The sequence below is a fragment of the Clostridium sp. LIBA-8841 genome (assembly GCF_057782475.1).
Map to the genome: position 1 here is coordinate 547375 of NZ_CM173488.1, position 20990 is coordinate 568364.

Below are 20990 nucleotides of genomic sequence, written 5' to 3' on the forward strand. Positions count from 1 at the left end.
ATATGTTTGAATTTATTCTTAACGGTGAAAAAAAATTAGTAGAAGAAAATAAAAAGCTTCTTAAGTATTTAAGAGAAGATTGTAATATAACATCAGTTAAAAATGGATGCTCAGAAGGAGCATGTGGAACATGTATGGTTATTGTTGATGGAAAAGCAGTAAAAGCATGTATATTAACAACTGAAAAAGTTAATGAAAAAGAAATATTAACTATAGAAGGGTTTACAGAAAGAGAAAGAGATGTCTTTGCATATGCATTTACTGAAGCAGGGGCAGTTCAATGTGGATTTTGTATACCAGGTATGGTTATTAGTGCAAAAGCACTTTTTAATAGAACATTAAATCCAACAGGCGAAGAAGTTAAGAAGGCTTTAATCGGTAACATATGTAGATGTACAGGCTATGTAAAGATAGAAAAAGCTATTATGATGGCAGCTGAAATTTTTAGAGAAGAAAAAGATGTTCCAAAGGTTGTTTGTAAAGGTCTTGTTGGAGAAAGAATGGGTAGAGTAGATGCTAGAGATAAGACTTTAGGAATAGCTGAATACACTGATGATATAAGAATAGATGGAATGTTACATGGAGTTGCACTTAGAAGTAAATATCCTAGAGCTTTAGTAAAAAGTATAGATATTAGTGAAGCTGAGAAAATTGAAGGGGTAATAAAGATTGTTACTGCAGAAGATATTCCTGGAGAAAGATATTTAGGTCATATTCAAAAAGATACTCCTGCTTTAGTAAAAGTTGGTGAAGAAACAAGATATCTTGGAGATGCATTGGCCTTAGTTGCGGCAGAAACTGAGGAGATAGCAAGGGAAGCTTTAAAGCATATAAAGGTTGAATATGAAGAGTTAAAACCAGTAACTTCTCCTCAGGAGGCTTTAGCAGAAGATGCACCTAAAATACATGAGAAGGGAAATATATTAACTCATGAACATCTGGTTAGAGGAAATGCTGATGAAGCCATAAAAAATTCTAAGTATGTTGTTACATACAATTATAGGGTTCCTTTTACAGAACATGCATTTTTAGAGCCAGAATGTGCCGTTGCGGTTCCAGATGGTGATGGGATAGTAGTTTATACGGGAACTCAAAGTGTATATGATGATCTTCGTGAGATAGAATCACTTTTAGGTCTTGATGATAGCAAGGTTAGAATAATTTCTAAATATGTTGGTGGTGGCTTTGGAGGAAAAGAAGATATGAGTTGCCAACATCATACAGCATTACTTGCTTATCTTATTAAAAGACCTGTTAAAATGGTACTTCCAAGACAAGAAAGCATTATAGTTGATACTAAGAGACATGCAATGGATATGGAATTTACAACAGCTTGTGATGAAAATGGAATGTTGACTGCAATGAAAGCTGTGATACTTGCAGATACAGGAGCTTATGCATCACTTGGTGGTCCTGTTCTTCAAAGAGCATGTACTCATGCCGCAGGTCCTTATAATTATCAAAATATGGACATTGATGGTAAGGCACTTTATACAAATAATACACCTGGGGGAGCCTTTAGAGGATTTGGAGTTACTCAGTCAGCCTTTGCAACAGAGTGTAACTTAAATAAACTTGCTGAGTTAGTTGGAATAGATCCTTTTGAAATAAGAAGAAGAAATGCAATAAAACCAGGAGAAGTATTGCCAAATGGACAAATAGCTGATGAAGGAACAGCTTTGATTGAAACCTTGGAGGCAGTAAGAGATGTTTACTATGCTAATAAAGATAGAGCAGGAATAGCATGTGCTTTTAAAAATGCAGGTGTTGGAGTAGGAATACCTGATACAGGAAGATGTAAGGTTAAGGTTATTGATGGAAAAGTTCATATAAGAACTTCTGCGGCATGTATTGGACAAGGTCTTGGAACAGTGGTTGTTCAGATTGTTGGACAAGTTTTGGGAATACCAGCATCAGAAATAGTATATGAATCACCAGATACAAGAATTACTCCGAATTCAGGGACTACAACGGCTTCAAGACAAACTGTATTTACTGGAGAAGCAACAAAAATCGCTGCTATGAAGCTTAGAGATGCTTTAAAAGAAAAGTCATTAGAAGAATTAGAAGGCGAGGAGTTTTATGGAGAATATTTAGGTGTTACTGACAAGATGGGTAGTAAAAAGGAAAATCCAGTAAGTCACGTTGCTTATGGTTTTGCTACACAGGTAGTTATTTTAGATGACCAAGGAAAGGTTACTAAGGTAGTTGCTGCTCATGATGTAGGAAAAGCAATAAATCCTAAAAATGTAGAAGGACAAATTGAAGGTGGTGTAGCCATGGGACTTGGATATGGCTTAACAGAAGATTATCCTATAGAGAATTCAATACCAAAAGTTAAATTTGGTACACTTGGTCTTCTAAGAGCAACTCAGGTCCCAGAAATACAACCTATAATAATAGAAAAAAATACTCAAGAATTATCCTTTGGAGCAAAGGGAGTTGGGGAAATAACTTGTATCCCAACAGCACCAGCTGCTCAAGGAGCATATTACAAATTAGATGGTGAGTTCAGAACAGAACTTCCACTTAAAAATACATTTTATAAAAAAACAAAAAAATAGAAAGAAGGAATTAAAATGAAAAAAATAATCAACACAGAACATGCACCAGCTGCAATAGGACCATATTCACAAGGAATAATAGTAGGAGATTTAATATATACTTCAGGTCAATTACCATTAAATCCAGAGACTAAAGTTTTAGAAACTGAAATAAAGGCTGCAACTAAGCAAAGCTTAGAAAATTGTAAAGCTATATTAGAAAATGCAGGAGCATCAATTGATAAAGTATTTAAAACAACTGTTTTTGTAAAAGATTTAAATGATTTTGCTGCAGTTAACGAAGTATATGGAACATACTTCAATGAAAACCCACCAGCAAGAAGTTGTGTACAAGTAGCTAAACTACCAATGGATGCACCAATAGAAATTGAAGTAATAGCTAAATTATAAGATTAAATAAAAATTTATATTAAGTAGGGAGTTTTATAAAACTTCCTACTTAATATAGGTTAAAGGGTTAGAGAGGACTTATATGCAATATAAAAATATTCTTTTAACTGGTAGAAGGAATTGTGGAAAAAGCACACTTATAAATAAAATATTAGATCATATGGGGATTGAATACACTGGATATAGAACTCTTCCTTATTATATAAATGGGTACATGCAAGGATATTATTTGCATGGTTATATAGATGAAATTGATAAGGAATGTTTATATAGTCCAATATCAATAAAAATTAGCAATAATAGATGTATTAGGGTTACAGAAACCTTTGATACAATTGGATGTTTAATATTAAAGAATAGTAGAAAACAAAAAGATTGTAAGATTATATTATTAGATGAAATTGGATTTTTAGAAGATGATTCAGAAGAATTTAAACTAGAGATAAAGAATTGCCTAGATAGTGAAAAGTTTTGTTTAGGTGTTTTAAAGGACAAAGATAGTGAGTTTCTAAACTCCATAAAACTTAGGACTGATACATTAATTATAAATATAGAAGATATAAGTTATGATCATAGAAAAATAATACAAGATGATATAGAAAATTATATAAAATTACATAGATTAAAGGGGAATGATTAAATTATGAAGGGGATTAAAAAATTAACAGCTATAATTCTTTTAGTCATGATGAGCATGACATTGTTTATAGGATGTTCTAGTGAGGCTAAAGTTAAAGAATCGGATAATAAAACAATTACTGTTGAAGATCAACTTGGTAGGAAGGTTGAAGTTAAAAAAGATGTAAATAGAATAATATCAAGTTATTATATATCTACTTCAATATTAATTAGTTTAAATGTTAAAGATAAAGTAGTTGGAATAGAGGCAAAGGCAAAAAATAGAGAGATGTATAAGAAGGTAGCAAAAGAGTTTTTAGATTTGCCAGCAGTTGGAACAGGAAAAGAAATAAATGTTGAAGAGTGTATGAAGCTAAATCCTGATGTAGTAATTATTCCTACTAGGCTTAAAAGTTTTATACCACAATTTGAAAAATTAAATATACCAGTTATAGCAATAGAACCAGAAACATTAGAAGGATTTAATAACTGTGTAGAACTTTTAGGAAAAGTTTCAGGTTCAGAAGAGAGAGCAAAGGAACTTCTAAAATATTATGATGACACAATAAATAAGGTAAAAGATATGACAAAGGATATAGAGAATAAACCAACAGTATATTTATCAGGAAGTGATAGCATACTTAAAACTTGTACATCTAAGATGTACCAAAACTATATGATTGACACAGCAGGTGGTAAAAATGTTACTGGAAATATTGATGATGGGTATTGGACAAACATATCAGTGGAGCAGTTAATAGACTACAATCCAGATATTATTTATGTGGTAGGTTATGCAAAATATACTATAGATGATGTATTAGAAGATAGCAAATTAAAGGGTATAAATGCAATTGAAAATAAAAAGGTATATTTATTCCCATCAACATTGGAACCTTGGGATTATCCAACACCTTCATCAATATTGGGTATGCTTTGGATAGTAAATAATCTTCATCCTGAAAAATATAGTACTGAGGACTTTAAAAAGGATGCTAAGGAATTCTATAAAAGATTCTATAATTTAGAAGTCACTGATGGAGAAATCGGGTTATGATGAAAAAATACTCTATACTACCATATGCAGTTATTTTACTAATCTTAGCTTTAGTATCATTATGTATAGGAAGATATGGACTTAAAATAAGTGAAATACTTAATATATTAGTTGGAAATGCAATTAATGGACAAGAGGCCAATCTATTAATAAATATAAGATTACCAAGAGTATTATTAGTAATGGTTAGTGGAGCTGCTCTAGCACTATCAGGTATGGTTTTTCAGAGTATATTTCAAAACCCATTAATATCACCTGATGTACTAGGGGTAAGTTCTGGGTGCTCACTTGGTGCTGCTATAGGAATAGTATTCTTATCAGCATCACCATTTATGATACAAGGGTTATCTTTTTTATTCGGTATATGCTCAGTTATATTTTCATTGATTTTATCTAAAAAGATGAGGAGTAATAGGGTTTTAGCACTTGTTATATCAGGAATAGTAACTGGAGCATTAACTTCATCCTTTATTATGATAATAAAGTATTTTGCGGATCCCTATAAGGAATTGCCTGCCATAGATTTTTGGCTTATGGGAGGTTTTTATAATAGTGATTGGAAAAGCGTAATAAATGTTTTTGTTTTAGTTTTCATATCAACAATTGTTTTATTATTGTTTAGATGGAAGTTAAAAGTTTTAACAATGGGAGATGATCAAGCTAAGCTTTTGGGAGTCAATGTTAAACATGTAAGGACGATAGCAATATTTTCAGCAACTCTTTTAGTATCCTCTGTGGTATCAGTTGCTGGACTTATAAGTTGGATAGGGATACTTGCACCTCATATAGTTAAATCATTTGCTAGAGATGATATATCAAAAATTATTCCATTAACAATGGTTGTTGGAGCTATCATACTATTAATTGCAGATACTGCGGCCAGAAGTATTACTACAACAGAAATACCTATAAGTATATTGACTTCATTATTTGGTGCCCCTTTCCTTGTATATCTTCTTAATAAAAAAGGAGCTGTTATGAGATGAATAAATCATTAGAAATACGGAATTTAAATGTCTCATATGGAGAAAAAACAGTACTTAATGGGATAGATATTGAAATTAATCCTGGTGAGTTTACAGTGCTTTTAGGATTAAATGGAGCTGGGAAAACCACATTGCTTAAATCAATAGCTAGCTTAAATCCCATAGATAATGGAGAGATAAAATATGGAGATATTGATTTAATAAGTTTGTCAGATAAGGAAAGAGGAAAATTAATATCATATATTCCACAGCATATTCACACAAATCAAAATTATAGTGTAGAGGATATAATTTTAATGGGAATAACTCCATATCTAGGGATGTTTGAAATGCCTAATAAGGAGCATTATAAACTCGTAGATAGTATTTTAAATGAATTAAATATATCTCATTTGAAAAATAAGCTTATAGGAGAGCTGAGTGGTGGAGAGAGAAGATTAGTTTATTTGGGGAGAATATTAATTCAAAAGTGTAGTATTTTGCTTTTAGATGAACCCAATACATTTTTAGACTATGTAAAGCAACATGATTTTTTTAGTTTTATTAAGCCTTTAATAAAAGAAAAGAATTTAATTACCTTGGTTACATTACATGATATTAACCTAGCATTAAGGTATGGAGATAGAATAATAATTTTAAGTAATAATAAAATAGTGGATTCAATAGACTGTAGTGAAGAAGATTATGAAAAAAGATTTATAAGAATAATGGAAGACATATATGAGCGTAAACTTGAAATAGTTTATACAGAAGTAGGACCATTTATAATATGTTAAAACAGAGACTAAAATAAAAAAGAAGGAATTTATCTTAAGTATGTAGCTTTAGATAGATTCCTTTTTTATTTTAGTAAAAAGTGAAATGTAAAAATTAGTGAAATGAGTGGTATAATTTAGAAATAGAAATTATAAGGGGGAGATTCTTTTGGCTCAGCAATATACTAAAAAAATGATTCGCAGTGTATTTATAAAATTGTTAAATGAAAGACCATTAAATAAGATTACAGTAAAAGATATAGCATCAGCTTGTGGAATTAACCGAAATACTTTCTACTATTATTATTCAGATATTTATGAACTTCTGTCTGAATTATTTCAAACTGAACTTCAAACTGTTATAGATGAATATAATGACACTATGTCTTGGGAAGAAAGTTTTATGTTAGCAACAAGATTTGCATTGGGAAATAAGAAGGTAATTTATCATGTATATAATTCAATGCAAAGGGAGGAATTGGTTAATTATATTTATAATGTTTCAGGAAATATGATGAATAGATATGTAAAAAAGATAAGTTATGGTATTAATGCTTCTGAATATGACATGAAATTAATAGCAACATTTTATCAATGTGCACTTACAGAAATGGTGATTCAATGGATTTCTTCTGGAATGAAAGAAGATCCTGATGCGATTATAAGAAGAATAGGTGAATTATTTGATGGAAATATAAAATTATCACTTAAACGTAGTGAAAAGTTTAATACTATTGGCCAAAAATGATGAGAGAAAACTAAAAAGTTAATTCTTAAATCCCTTAACAAGTGAGCTCAAAAGCATTTTCAATTAGATATAAGATACTAAAAAATTTAGGCAATAAAGAAGAAATGCCTAAAATTCAGACAAATATATATGAGTGTTTGAACTTTGAACACTTGGCTTATTTATCTAATGAAATATTTGGTAAAAGGCTATATTATAGATTTAAAGAACTTAAAGTTAGTTCTAAAACTTAAATAAATTAACAAAACTCTTATATTTAGAAGCTTATGATTAATTAATCAGTATTAGGTTTTAAATATAAAAGTATTTTAGAAAATTATATCTAGTTTTGGGAAAGAAGGGGATTTTATGAAACTTAAGACACATGATGAGAGGCTTACTTTAACAAATGGAAATTATCATTCATTAGTACACGCTAGAAAACCTAAAGGAATTGAAGATAAAAGTGCATATTTGATTGGTACTGGAATAGGGGCGTTAGCAGCAGGTTGCTTTTTAATCAAAGATGCACATATGGATGGCAGTAAAATCACATTTTTTGAACAATTAGATATTCCAGGAGGTTCTTTAGATGGAGAGGTTCTTCAAAATTTAGGTTATGTTGCTCGTGGTGGACGTGAAATGGGACACCACTTTGAAGTTTTGTGGGACTTATTTAGTTCACTTCCATCTACAGAGGATCCAAATATGACTGTGTTAGATCATCTATTCTACACAAATTACGATGATCCAAACTACAGTAATTGTCGTATTACTCATAAAAATGGAGAAAGATATGATGATGCTAAATTTAATCTTGGACAAGATTTAGCTAAAGAATTAGCAGAGTTTGTTCTTATACCAGATGAGGAACTTCAAGATAAGGCAATTGATGAGATATTCTCTGAGGATCTTTTAAACACAGATTTTTGGACATTATGGAGAACAATGTTTGCCTTTGAAAATTGGCATAGTGCACTAGAAATGAAATTATATATGAATAGATTTATACATCATGTTGGAGGTTTGCCAACACTTACAGCATTACAATTTTCAAGACATGATCAATATACATCCTTTGTAAAACCTATGGTGAAATTTTTACAAGAAAATGGAGCTAAGTTTGAATATGGAGTACATGTTGAAAATGTAGAATTTGATATAAGCGATGATAAAAAGGTGGCTAAAAGAATAGTCGCTAAAGATAAAAATGGAAAAGATATTTCTGTTGATTTAACAGAAAATGATTTAGTATTTATAACTAATGGATCTATTACAGAAGGATCAGGCTATGGGGATGATAATACTCCAGCTCCGTTTAATAAAGAACCACAAGGATGTTGGGAATTGTGGAGAAATATAGCTAAACAATCAGAGGAATTTGGAAACCCAGATAAATTCTGTACTGATACTGAAAGATCAAATTGGGAATCTTGTACAGTAACTTGTCATGATGAACGTGTACCAAAGTATATTGAAAAAATAACAAAACGTTCACCATATGGAGGAAAAACTGTAACAGGAGGTATAGTTACAGCTGTAGATTCCTCATGGTTAATGAGCTGGACTATAAATCGTCAAGAACAATATTATGGTCAACCAGAAAAAGATGTAGTTGTTTGGGTATATGGACTATTCTCTGATGTTGATGGTGATTATATTAAGAAACCTATGAGAGATTGTACTGGTAAGGAAATTACAAAGGAATGGTTATTTCATATAGGAGTTCCAGTTGATGAGATTGAAGAACTTGCTGAATCATGTACAGCAATTCCAGTAATGATGCCATTCATAACTTCACAATTTATGCCACGTGAATTTGGTGATAGACCTTATGTTGTTCCTAAGAATGCAGTTAACTTTGCTTTCCTTGGACAATTTGCAGAAACATTAGATGATCCAGGAAGAGATACAGTATTTACTATTGAATATTCAGGACGTACAGCTATGGAGGCAGTATATGTATTAACTGGTGTTGAAAAAGGTGTACCAGAAGTATATGCATCAAGATATGATATTCGTTATTTATTAAATGCTGGAGTATGCTTATTAGATGGGGAAAAACCAAAACTTGATTTACCACCTTTAACAAAGAGAAAGATTATGAAACAAATATCAGGAACTGAGATAGAAAAATTACTAAAGGAATATGGTATTATATAAGACTATAAAACTTAGATATAAAATCAGATTATTATTTATTAAATAATAAATATAATATGATTTATTAGAAAGATTTAATAGGTCACGATAAAATGGTAATCACTTTTAATAGGTGTGAACCTTTGTCGTGATCTATTTTTGTGTACTCTAAATTAAATATAATATATAGTATTAAACCTTGAGGTAATTCCTGGTTTATGTTTTAGCTCTACTAATTAAATATAAAAATTTAATAAATTTTAAAGATAAGGAAAATCAATATCAATAATTTGAAATTTATGATAATATAAAATCTTGGAACCATATTAAATACATAAGGAATATATTTAAAGTTGGAGAGATTTAAATATTAAACAAGAAAAATAGTGATTAAATAGGTATTTGAAGCTTTTAATAGCCTCATTGATTGTGGATTTTTCTCTCCAGTTGTGTTAAAATTTGCATAATTTTTATTTAAAGATCTAAGAATAAGATGAGTTTGTATAAAGATTTATTGATATTTATTTTGATACAAAGTCATCTTCAAATTATAAAAGTTTAGGAAAGGAAGGTAGATATAGCAATGAAACTAATACTAAAATATTTAAAGAACTACAAATTAATTCTTATCTTAAATGTTATATCGGTATTTGGATTTGCCTTAGTAGAACTAGGGATTCCAACTATTATGGCAAAGGTCATAGATACTGGAATAATAAATAGCGATATTAGTTACATTAAAAAAATGGGATTAGTTATGGTAGCTATTTCTATAGTAGGTGTGCTTGGAACAATACTATTAGGATATTGTTCTTCTAAAATTTCAACTGGAATAACTAGAGATATTAGAAATGATATATTCAAAAAAGCACAGGAATTTTCTCATACAGAGTATGATAAGTTTGGAGTTTCTTCTATGATTACAAGAACTACAAACGATCCATTTGTTATTTTACAATTTACAAATACACTTCTAAGAATAGCCTTAATAACTCCAGTAATGTTTACTATAAGTTTAATAATGATTCTTAAGACAAGTCTTTCATTATCAATTGTACTAGCTATAGTAATTCCTATAATAATTTTAGGCGTTATTATAATAGCCAAAACTTCAGAACCATTATCTGAAAAGTTACAAAAAGCTTTAGATAAACTAAATAGAATATCTAGAGAAAATTTAACTGGTATAAGGGTAATAAGAGCATTCTGTAACGAGAAGTATGAAAGTAAAAGATTTGAGGGAACTAATGAGGAATACACTGGTATATCTAAAAAATTAAACAAACTTATGTTAATTTCTCAACCACTTTTCTTCTTCTTACTTAATATAGCGATTATAGCTATATTCTGGATATCTAGTAATATGATAAATGTTGGGACTCTTCAAGTAGGACAACTAGTTGCATTTATTGAATATTTATTCCATGCAATGTTTTCAATAATGCTATTCTCAATGGTTTTTGTTATGTATCCTAAAGCTCAAGTTTCTGCTAATAGAATTAGTGAAGTACTTAGTGAAGAGCCAATAATAAAAAATCCTAAAAATGGAGTAAAAGAAACTAATAGTGAAGGTTCAATAGAATTTGATAATGTATCTTTTACTTATCCAGATGGAGAAGAACCAGTTATTAAGAATGTATCTTTCAAAGGGGAAAAAGGACAGGTTATTGCTTTTATTGGAAGTACAGGAAGTGGTAAAAGTACATTAATAAATTTAATACCAAGATTTTATGATGTTACTGAAGGTACCATAAAAATAGATGGGGTAGATGTAAGAGATTATGATTTAAAATACTTACGTAAAAAAATAGGATTTATTCCTCAAAAAACTCTATTATTTACTGGTAGCATAGCAAGTAATATAAAATTTGGTAAGAAAAATGCCAATACTGAAGACATAGAACATTCAGCTAAAATTGCTCAAGCTTATGAGTTTATTTCAGAAAAACCTAATAAGTTTGATGAGCCAATAACAGAGGGGGGTTCAAATGTATCAGGAGGTCAAAAGCAAAGACTTTCAATAGCTAGAGCTATTGTTAGAAAACCAGATATTTATATTTTTGATGATAGTTTTTCTGCTTTAGACTTTAAAACAGATGCTATTTTGAGAAAACAACTTAGAGCGGAAACAAAAGATGCCGTGGTATTAATAGTTGCTCAAAGAATTGGATCCATAATGGATGCAGATAAAATTGTAGTATTAAATGAAGGTGAAGTAGTTGGAATGGGAACTCATAAAGAATTATTAAAGACTTGTGAGATTTATCATGAAATAGCTACATCACAACTTACAGAGGAGGAGTTATCAAATGAATAAATTTAAATTAGTAGTTAAAAAGATTTCTCCTTTTGTTAGTAAATATAAATGGTCTTTCTTTGGAGCAATTTTATTTATAATTTCAGCAGCTGTTTTCACAGCTATAGCTCCAGTAACTGAGGGATTAATAATATCACAATTAACAAATGATTGCGAAGCATTAATAAGAGGTGTTGTAGGAGCATCTGTAAATTTTAATTATATTATAAAAGTGTTAATTTTATTATTTATAGTTTATGCAGGTAGTGCAGGTTCAACACTTATAGCAGGATTTTTATTAACAAATGCAATTCAAAATACAATGAAAGATATTAGGAATGCCGTTGAAAATAAAATTAATAGACTTCCTATAAGATATTTTGATAGTAATAGTTATGGAGATGTCCTAAGTAGAATTACTAATGATGTTGATACCATAGCAAATGCATTACAACAAAGTTTTGTACAAGTAATAAATGCTTTTTTATCTGTATCATTAGCACTTATAATGATGTATTCTATAAATTTAAAATTAGCTTTAATATCAACTTTAATAATACCAGCAAGTATTATTATAACTAAGATAATTGTAGGAAAATCACAAAAGTTATTTGATAAGCAACAAAAAGCTTTAGGAAACTTAAATGGAAGAGTACAAGAGCTTTATACTGGATTTAATGAATTAAAGCTATATGGAAAAGAAGAGGATGCTCTAGGAAACTTTATGGAAGTAAATGAAGAGTTATGTCAAACTGGATTTAAGGCTCAATTTATATCAAGTATAATGTCACCTTTAATAAGTTTAGTAACTTATTTAGGAATAGCAGTGATTGCTATAATGGGATCTATCACAGCTATAGCTGGAGGAATCACAGTAGGTAATTTACAAGCTTTTATACGTTATATTTGGCAAATAAATCAACCTTTATCTCAAGTAACTCAATTATCTTCAGCTATACAATCAGCTGTGGCTGCAGCTAATAGAGTGTTTGAATTTTTAGATGAGAAGGAAGAGATTAAAGATCCAGAGAATGCATTAAACCTTAAAAATCCAAAGGGAAATGTAACTTTTGAACATGTTAAATTTGGATATAACAAAGATAAAGAGTTAATAAAAGACTTAAATGTAGATGTAAAAAGTGGTCAAATGGTTGCTATAGTTGGAAAGACTGGAGCAGGTAAGACTACTCTTATTAACCTTCTAATGAGATTCTATGATATTCAGGGTGGATCAATAAAAATAGATGGTGTTGATATTAAAGATATGAAACGTGATGATTTAAGAAGCATGTTTGGTATGGTTCTTCAGGATACTTGGTTATTTAAAGGAACAATTTATGATAACATCAAATATGGTAGATTTAATGCAACTAAGGATGAGGTGATAGAAGCAGCTAAAATAGCTAATGTCCATCACTTTATTAAAACTTTGCCTGGTGGATATGATATGGTTTTAAATGAAGAGGCTTCGAATATATCTCAAGGAGAAAAGCAACTTTTAACTATAGCAAGGGCTATACTTAAGGATCCTGAGATATTAATTTTGGATGAGGCAACAAGTTCAGTTGATACTAGATTAGAATTGTTACTTCAAAAGGCAATGAGAAATGTAATGAAGGATAGAACTAGCTTTGTTATTGCTCATAGACTTTCAACTATAAAAAGTGCAGATTTAATATTAGTAATGAATGACGGAAATATAATTGAACAAGGAACCCATGAAGAATTAATGAAGCAAGGTGGCTACTATGAAAGCCTTTATAATAGTCAGTTTGCTAGCAAGGAAGAAGCAAATTAAAACTGTCTAGAATAAATTTAATTTAAAAACTATATAGATAAAATTAATTAGACCTAAAAATACTTCGGTGTTTTTAGGTCTTTTTTAGTGTGAAAATAATATAAAAAATAATAATTTTTTTATATTAGGGTTACAAATTACAGTTTAATTCCTTTTTATAATACGTAAGGACAAATTAATAAAACAAAAATTCAAAATTAAATTATTAAAAAATATAAATTTAGAAAGGATGATATATGTTATGTAAATTTAAGTACAAAAATCATAGAATGTAACATAATAAAAAAATATACGAAAGAAGGAGTTAAGCATGGAAAGTAGAAATAGTAATAATTTAAAAGGAATTGATGTATCAAATTGGAAAGGAAATATAGATTTTCAAAGTGTAAAAAATGATGGAGTTAAAGTAGTTTATATTAAGGCTACAGAAGGAGATTACTATAAGGATCCTTATGCTAAACAAAATTATGAGGGTGCAAAAGCTCAAGGATTAAAAGTAGGTTTTTATCATTTCTTTAGAGCCAATAAAGATGCAAAAGGACAAGCTAATTACTTCGTAAATTATCTTAATGAAATAGGTGCTACTAATTATGATTGTAAGTTAGCATTGGATATTGAGACTACAGAGGGAGTAGGAGTTACTGAGTTAACAACTATGTGCATAGAATTTTTAGAAGAGGTAAGAAAAATAACTAATAAAGAGGTTGTTGTCTACACTTATACAAGTTTTGCTAATTCTAATTTAGATAAAAGGATAGGAGCTTATCCATTATGGATAGCTGAATATGGTGTAGATGCACCAAAGAATAATGATATTTGGGATAGATGGATTGGGTTCCAATATTCAGATAATGGAATTGTAGCTGGAGTAGATGGTGGCTGTGATATGGATGAGTTTAAAGAAGAAATATTAGATGTAACAAATAATTTTAAGCTAGATAATGCTACTACTAAAAATGTATCAACTCATCTTAATATAAGAGCGAAAGGAACATCAGATGCCAATATTGTAGGAGAAATACCAGCAGGAGATAGGTTTATAATAAAATGGGTGGATTCTAATTATTTAGGATGGTATTATATTGAATATAAAAATATTAATGGCTATGTAAATGCTAATTATGTAGAGAAATTACAAATGGCTACTACCAATAATGTAAGTACTTTCTTAAATGTTAGAGAAAAAGGAACTACAGACTCAAAAGTAGTTGCAATTATAAATGTAGGAGAAGTATTTAGAATAGATTGGGTAGATTCAGACTATATTGGATGGTATAGAATAACTACTAAATATGGTGTAACAGGTTTTGTTAAGGCAGAGTTTGTTAAGAAAATTTAGGCGTATTAATTTATACTAAAGTATCTAAGATATAATATTTAAAGGCTGTATAGAAAATTTAATATAGGACTCATATAAGTCTTATATTAAAGTTTTGCTTATACAGCCTAATTTTTTTGTGAATTTTACCCTAGTACACATGGAATATGACCAGTTTTTCTTAAAGTCTTGAAATTAGTCATACATAGAATTAATATTTAAGCAAAATGGTAAAGAAAACATACTGCTATATTAGGTGAAAATTTACTGGGGTGATTTATGATTTAATTAATTTATAAAGGAGATGTATATGAGATATATAAATAAAATTCCTAGAAAAAATAATGAAGTTTATGATGAAATGGTAAGTGAAGGATGGCAATTTCTAAAAGAGCCTAAAAGCTTAAGACAAGCGACCTTAATTTCTATTCCAATATCACTTATAAGTGCAATAGTATCCATATTGTTTTTAATAAGTGTAAATGGAAAATTATCAGATTCAATAAGTCGAATTTTTAGTAGTAATCAGATAAATATAAATATTAAATTATCATATATAATTTTAATCTATTTATACATATTGTTTCATGAAATAATACACTTAGTTTTTATACCACAATTTATTAAGTCAAAATCAACATTTATATCTTTAAAATGGTGGGGTGGTTTTGTTTATACTGAGGAAGAATTATCAAAATTTAGATTTTTAGTTATTACAATAATGCCCTTTATAATGTTATCATTTATATTTCCAATTATATTAATTGGGATTGGAGTGAGTCCAATTTTAGTATTAATATTAGCTATAATTAATTCAGCTGGATCATCTGTAGATATATTAAACTTCTTCTTAATAATAGTACAAGTTCCTAATAAAGGCATTATTAAAAATATTGGAACTAAAACTTTGTTTAAGTTATAAAAATTTAAAAAACTATTTGGTTTTTATTGACAATGTAATTTTATGGTGATACTCTGTATACATACTATTAGTATGTATAAGAAAGGAGGAAGATTTATGGCTCGCAATAAGTATCCAGAAGAAACGGTAGAACGTATATTAGATGTTTCTTTAGATTTATTCATTAGAAATGGATATGAAAATACTTCTATTCAAGATATTATAGATAACTTAGGTGGCTTAACTAAGGGCGCAATATACCATCACTTTAAATCAAAAGAAAAAATATTAGAAGCTGTAGCAAATAAAATATATTCTAGTACAGAAGAAAAAGTAAAAAGTATTATGAAAGATAGCTCATTAAATGGATTAGAGAAGTTAAGAAAATTATTTCAAAGTTCTATTGAAAACCCTAATCAAGAAAAATTCTTTACAGCATCACCAATGCTACTCAATAATCCAAGCTTATTGGCTATGCAACTTAAAGACAGTATAGAGATCATAGCACCAAATTATATTCAGCCAATAATAGAAGAAGGAATAAAGGATGGGTCAATAAAAACTGATTATCCTAAAGAACTTGCAGAAGTTATGCTGATTCTTTCTAATATTTGGCTAAATCCTTTGGTTTATAGTGTTTCAACACAAGATATGATAAATAAAATTAAGTTTTATGATGTTTTTTTAAAGGGAATGGGAATCAATGTTTTTGATGAGAGTATGTATGATAAGCTTGTTGAATTAGATAATTTATCTAAACGATAATAAGAGCTTTCTTATACAAAAGTATATAATAGTCTTATTTCAAAATGGGTTAAATAATAAAATAAGATTATTTTACAACTGCCTTACTATAGGGCAGTTATAAAAAACAAATTTACATACCAACGGTTGGTATTAAAGTGAGTTGCATTTTAAAGTAAAATTTACTAAAAATAAAAAGGAGAGAGTTATATGGAAAATAAAAAATTGTTTAATAAGGACTTTACTATTGTTGTATTGGGGCAAATCATATCTTTGTTTGGGAATGCTATTATTAGGTTTGCATTGCCACTATATTTACTTAGAGAAACCAATTCAGTTGCACTTTTTGGATTAGTATCTGCAACATCGTTTATTCCAATGATACTTTTATCTTTAGTTGGAGGCGTTATAGCTGATAGAGTAAACAAGAGAAATATCATGGTATTTTTAGATTTTTTAACGGCTATTATTATGATAGGTTATACTTTATCTTACAAAACTAATTCATTAGTTGTATTATTAATAGTTGTTTTAATGGCTTTGTATGGAATACAGGGAGCATATCAACCAGCAGTTCAAGCAAGTATTCCTTTATTAGTAGATAGAGAAAATATTATGAGGGGAAATGCCATTATAAATATGGTAAGTTCTTTAGCAAACTTTACAGGGCCAACTATAGGAGGAATATTATTTGGACTTTATGGAATTCAGCCAATCTTAGTAGTTAGTATTATTTGTTTTATATTTTCAGCAATAATGGAAATATTCATTAACATACCTAATCAAAAAAATATAAACACGTCTAAAAATTTATTTTCACTTGCATATGATGACATTAAAATAAGCATGCAGTTTATTTTAAAAGAAAAACCAGTTTTATTTAAAGCAATTCTAATAATCTCAGCTTTAAACTTATTCTTAAGTTCAATGATGGTAGTTGGAATGCCTGCATTAATAACTCAAACTTTACAATTAAGTGATAGTTTATATGGAATATCACAGGGAGTTTTAGCTATTGGATCAGTTTTAGGAGGAATATTAGTAGGAGTATTACATCAAAAATTAAATATTAAAAATTCAAATGCCTTGGTACTATGTGCTGCAATAGCATTACTACCTATGGTTATTGTATTTTTAGTACCAGTGACTCCATTTATAAGTTATTTAGTGATTTCAATAATGGGATTTTTAATTATGACATTTGCAACTATGTTCAGTATTCAAATGATGACATTTATACAAATACAAACACCACCTGAAATAGTTGGAAAAGTTATATCATGTCTATTAGGATTATCTCTATGTGCAATGCCAATAGGTCAGGCTTTATATGGATTCTTATTTCAAAGATATGGAGCAACTCCTTGGAAAGTGTTATTAGGAGCAATGATTTGCTCAATTATAATATCGCTTGCTTCGAAAAATATATTCAGTAGATTACATGAAGATAAAGAGAATCTTAATGAAATAATAAATAAATAAACTATAATTAAACTTTGATATAAAGTTTAATTATAAGATAAATTTTTTTGAGTTTAGATTGTATTTTATTGATGTAAAAATAATTATAGTTTTATTGACATATTGTTAATTTATATTTCCTTTGTAATACAAAAATTTCTTTATATGATATTATTTACAATATAAATATTAGATATGTTTTAGGTGAATATTGATTTAAAACAGAGCCAATTATTAAAATTTAAGTTGAAAAAATTAGTGTTGATTTTAGTTAATGTTTTAAGACTAAATTCAACACTTACTTAAAATATAGACTAATTAAAAGGTAGTAAAATTTTAAATATATAAATATAAAGAAAAAGGGGATTGGGGATGTATAGTATATTACTTGTTGAAGATGATAAAATGTTAAATCAGGGAATAGCATTTAATTTTCAGATGGATGGATTTGAAGTCTTTTCAGCTTTTAATCTTAGTGAGGCTGGAGATGTTTTAAAAAAAGAGCCGGTTGATTTAATTTTATTAGATGTTAATTTGCCTGATGGAACTGGTTTTGATTTTTGTAAAAGTATAAAAAATAAATATTCTACTCCAATAATTTTTTTAACTGCCTGTGATATGGATATTGATATAATAATGGGGCTTAGAATAGGGGCTGATGATTATATAACAAAGCCATTTAATGTGAACATTTTAAGGGAAAGAGTTTTAACAGTTCTAAGAAGATGTGGAAAAAGTGAAGATAAGTCAAATATTTTAGAACTTGGTGAGTTTAGATTTGATTTTGATAAAATGTCAGTTCAGAAGAATGGAGAAAATATTGTTTTAGCTCCAACGGAATATAAAATATTAAGAAAATTAGTTTTAGCTAATGGTGAAATTCTTACAAGACAAGCTTTACTTGAAGAGATTTGGGAAAATGATGAGTATATAGAGGAACATGCACTAACAGTAAACATAAATAGGCTAAGAAATAAAATAGAAAACAAAAATCCAAAATCTAATTATATAAAAACTGTTTATGGAATTGGATATGCATGGGCTGGTGAAAAATTTTGAGAAAAGTTAAGACGTTTATATTAAATTATTTATACTTAATAATATTTTCTTTGTTTTCGCTTGTTGGAATTATATTTTTCTTTATTTTAAAAATAAAGTTAGATGGTATAGTTTTATTATCGCCTAATATCTATATCGAAATAAATGGAGTTATAAATTTAATAGGAATATTTATTTCATTAATGATAGCTATAGGAGTGATCTTTATAGTTTTAACTAGATTTACTGTAAGTAATTTTGCAGAAGATGTTTGTAATACCATTGATAAAATTATGAGTAATCAAGAAGATATTAAGCTATATAAATACAAGGATAATTTATTATCAAAGGTTCAAAATAAATTTAAGAGGCTTTTTGATATTATGGAGAATGATAGAAAAGAAGCATTAGTTGAAAAGGAAAATATACAATCCTTAATAGCTAATATTTCACATCAAATAAAAACTCCAATAGCTAATATTTCTATGTACAATGAAACTTTAATAGCTAGAGATTTAAATAAAGATCAGCAAAAAATGTTTCTAGGGAATATGCAGTTTCAAGTTTCTAAGCTTCAATGGCTAGTTGAGTCATTAATAAAAATGTCTAGATTAGAGAGTAACATAATAAAGTTAAATAAAAAAGAAAGCTTAATAAGTGATACCATAGCCAATGCATTAAGTAATGTTTATTTAAAAGCAGAAGAAAAAGAAATTGAATTAATAGTAGAATGTCCTGATAATTTAAAATTAAATCACGATAAAAAATGGACAAGTGAAGCCTTATTTAATGTTATAGATAATGCAGTTAAATATACAAAGCCTAATGGAAAGATTGAAGTCAATATAAAAAGCTTTGAGATTTTTACAAAGATAGATGTTAGTGATAATGGAATAGGAATTTCAGAAGAAGAAATAAATAAAATATTTAAAAGATTTTATAGAGCTAGAGAGGTATCTGATGTTGAAGGCGTTGGAATTGGATTATATCTAAGTAATGAAATAATTACAAAACAAGGTGGATACATGAAAGTTGTTTCAAAGAAAAATGAAGGAAGTACATTCTCAATTTTCCTTAAAAATTAAGTTCTCTTTCATAGAAATCATAATTTTTATATTAACAAATGTGGTTTTCATGTTGTGAGAATTGAAAATCTAAGGGATTTGGAAGAAGGTAGTTTTATACTTGAAAAAAGAATGAAATAGCCTTGATAAATTAATATTATATTAATTCGTACTAAGAATTAAAGTGGACAAATTAATTTGTCCGCTTTTTTTATGTTCATATATCAATATTGATTTAAAACATAGTCAAAATTGAAGTTTGGTCTGAAGGTATAGATAGAAATCAATAATATATAAACATAGTAATTTAAAAAAATCACAAAATTGTTATTTTTCAAAGGATAAATATAACAAGGCTGTGAGGATTTAAAGGTATGCTAGATGATATGATTTTATTGTAAGGAAGAAGAATAATTCGGTTTAAAATAAATTGTTTTGAAAAGGGAGATTGGGAATATGAGTATATTAAAAACTGAGAATTTAAAAAAATATTATGGAAAAGAGGAAAACTTAGTTAAGGCTTTAGATGGAGTTAACATTGAGATAAATAAAGGTGAGTTTGTTGCAATAGTTGGAACATCTGGTTCAGGTAAAAGTACATTACTTCATATGCTAGGAGGTCTTGATAGAGCATCAGAAGGAAAAGTTTTTGTTGAGGGCAATGATATATTTTCTATGAATGATGATGAGCTTACAGTATTCAGACGTAGAAACATAGGATTTGTATTTCAGAGTTATAACTTAGTCCCAATATTGAATGTATATGAAAATATAGTCTTACCAATAGAGCTTGATGGAAATAAGGTTGATGAGAAATATGTTGATAATATAATAAAAACTTTAGGGCTAGAAGAAAAAGAAAATAGACTTCCAAGTAAATTATCGGGAGGGCAACAACAAAGAGTAGCAATTGCTAGGTCATTAGCAACAAAGCCATCAATAATTTTTGCTGATGAGCCAACAGGAAACTTAGATTCAAAAACAGAACAAGAGGTTTTAGGATTATTAAAAGTAACTAGTAGAGAATTTAATCAAACAATAGTAATGATTACTCATAATGAACAAATAGCTCAAATGGCTGATAGAATTATTAGAATTGAAGATGGAAGAATCGTTAATAAAAGGGGATAG

17 protein-coding genes are annotated in these 20990 nt (G+C 28.6%); all 17 read left to right on the forward strand.

Going from position 1 to position 20990, the window contains the following annotated elements:
* The first annotated feature begins 2 nt into the window (after positions 1-2).
* The 17 genes from xdh (at position 3) to AC2A4K_RS02410 (ending at position 20990) form a co-directional block, all read left to right on the forward strand.
* A complete protein-coding gene (gene xdh, locus AC2A4K_RS02330) occupies positions 3-2564 on the forward strand; it encodes a selenium-dependent xanthine dehydrogenase (protein ID WP_322504582.1) in 2562 nt (853 codons plus the stop codon).
* Between the two features lie 15 nt (positions 2565-2579).
* Positions 2580-2954 carry a RidA family protein gene (locus AC2A4K_RS02335; protein WP_322504581.1) on the forward strand — a complete coding sequence of 125 codons (375 nt, stop codon included), beginning with the start codon at positions 2580-2582 and terminating at the stop codon, positions 2952-2954.
* A gap of 82 nt (positions 2955-3036) precedes the next feature.
* A complete protein-coding gene (locus tag AC2A4K_RS02340) occupies positions 3037-3594 on the forward strand; it encodes a nucleoside-triphosphatase (protein WP_322504580.1) in 558 nt (185 codons plus the stop codon).
* A 3-nt stretch (positions 3595-3597) separates the two neighbouring features.
* Positions 3598-4629, forward strand: a complete 1032-nt coding sequence (locus AC2A4K_RS02345) for an ABC transporter substrate-binding protein (RefSeq protein WP_322504579.1) — start codon at positions 3598-3600, stop codon at positions 4627-4629.
* Positions 4626-5615 carry a FecCD family ABC transporter permease gene (locus tag AC2A4K_RS02350; protein ID WP_322504578.1) on the forward strand — a complete coding sequence of 330 codons (990 nt, stop codon included), beginning with the start codon at positions 4626-4628 and terminating at the stop codon, positions 5613-5615. Before AC2A4K_RS02345 ends, AC2A4K_RS02350 begins: the two co-directional genes overlap by 4 nt.
* Positions 5612-6391: an ABC transporter ATP-binding protein gene (locus AC2A4K_RS02355; protein WP_322504577.1), complete on the forward strand. Its 780-nt coding sequence runs from the start codon at positions 5612-5614 to the stop codon at positions 6389-6391. Before AC2A4K_RS02350 ends, AC2A4K_RS02355 begins: the two co-directional genes overlap by 4 nt.
* A 148-nt stretch (positions 6392-6539) precedes the next feature.
* Positions 6540-7118 carry a TetR/AcrR family transcriptional regulator gene (locus tag AC2A4K_RS02360; protein ID WP_322504576.1) on the forward strand — a complete coding sequence of 193 codons (579 nt, stop codon included), beginning with the start codon at positions 6540-6542 and terminating at the stop codon, positions 7116-7118.
* Between the two features lie 348 nt (positions 7119-7466).
* Positions 7467-9260: an oleate hydratase gene (locus tag AC2A4K_RS02365; protein ID WP_322504575.1), complete on the forward strand. Its 1794-nt coding sequence runs from the start codon at positions 7467-7469 to the stop codon at positions 9258-9260.
* A gap of 562 nt (positions 9261-9822) precedes the next feature.
* Positions 9823-11556 (forward strand): ABC transporter ATP-binding protein, encoded by a 1734-nt coding sequence (locus AC2A4K_RS02370; protein ID WP_322504574.1) that lies wholly within the window; start codon positions 9823-9825, stop codon positions 11554-11556.
* On the forward strand, positions 11549-13333 hold the full coding sequence (locus tag AC2A4K_RS02375) for an ABC transporter ATP-binding protein (protein ID WP_322504573.1): 1785 nt from the start codon (positions 11549-11551) through the stop codon (positions 13331-13333). Before AC2A4K_RS02370 ends, AC2A4K_RS02375 begins: the two co-directional genes overlap by 8 nt.
* A gap of 310 nt (positions 13334-13643) precedes the next feature.
* Positions 13644-14672: a GH25 family lysozyme gene (locus AC2A4K_RS02380; protein ID WP_322504572.1), complete on the forward strand. Its 1029-nt coding sequence runs from the start codon at positions 13644-13646 to the stop codon at positions 14670-14672.
* A 289-nt stretch (positions 14673-14961) separates the two neighbouring features.
* On the forward strand, positions 14962-15573 hold the full coding sequence (locus AC2A4K_RS02385; protein WP_322504571.1) for a DUF3267 domain-containing protein: 612 nt from the start codon (positions 14962-14964) through the stop codon (positions 15571-15573).
* A gap of 96 nt (positions 15574-15669) precedes the next feature.
* A complete protein-coding gene (locus AC2A4K_RS02390; protein WP_322504570.1) occupies positions 15670-16317 on the forward strand; it encodes a TetR/AcrR family transcriptional regulator in 648 nt (215 codons plus the stop codon).
* A 189-nt stretch (positions 16318-16506) separates the two neighbouring features.
* Complete coding sequence (locus tag AC2A4K_RS02395) at positions 16507-17778, forward strand: MFS transporter (protein ID WP_322504569.1); 1272 nt, start codon at positions 16507-16509, stop codon at positions 17776-17778.
* Between the two features lie 351 nt (positions 17779-18129).
* Positions 18130-18816 carry a response regulator transcription factor gene (locus AC2A4K_RS02400; protein WP_322504568.1) on the forward strand — a complete coding sequence of 229 codons (687 nt, stop codon included), beginning with the start codon at positions 18130-18132 and terminating at the stop codon, positions 18814-18816.
* On the forward strand, positions 18813-19880 hold the full coding sequence (locus tag AC2A4K_RS02405; RefSeq protein ID WP_322504567.1) for a sensor histidine kinase: 1068 nt from the start codon (positions 18813-18815) through the stop codon (positions 19878-19880). Before AC2A4K_RS02400 ends, AC2A4K_RS02405 begins: the two co-directional genes overlap by 4 nt.
* Positions 19881-20315: 435 nt before the next feature.
* Entirely contained in the window at positions 20316-20990 is a 675-nt protein-coding gene (locus AC2A4K_RS02410) for an ABC transporter ATP-binding protein (RefSeq protein WP_322504566.1), read from the forward strand.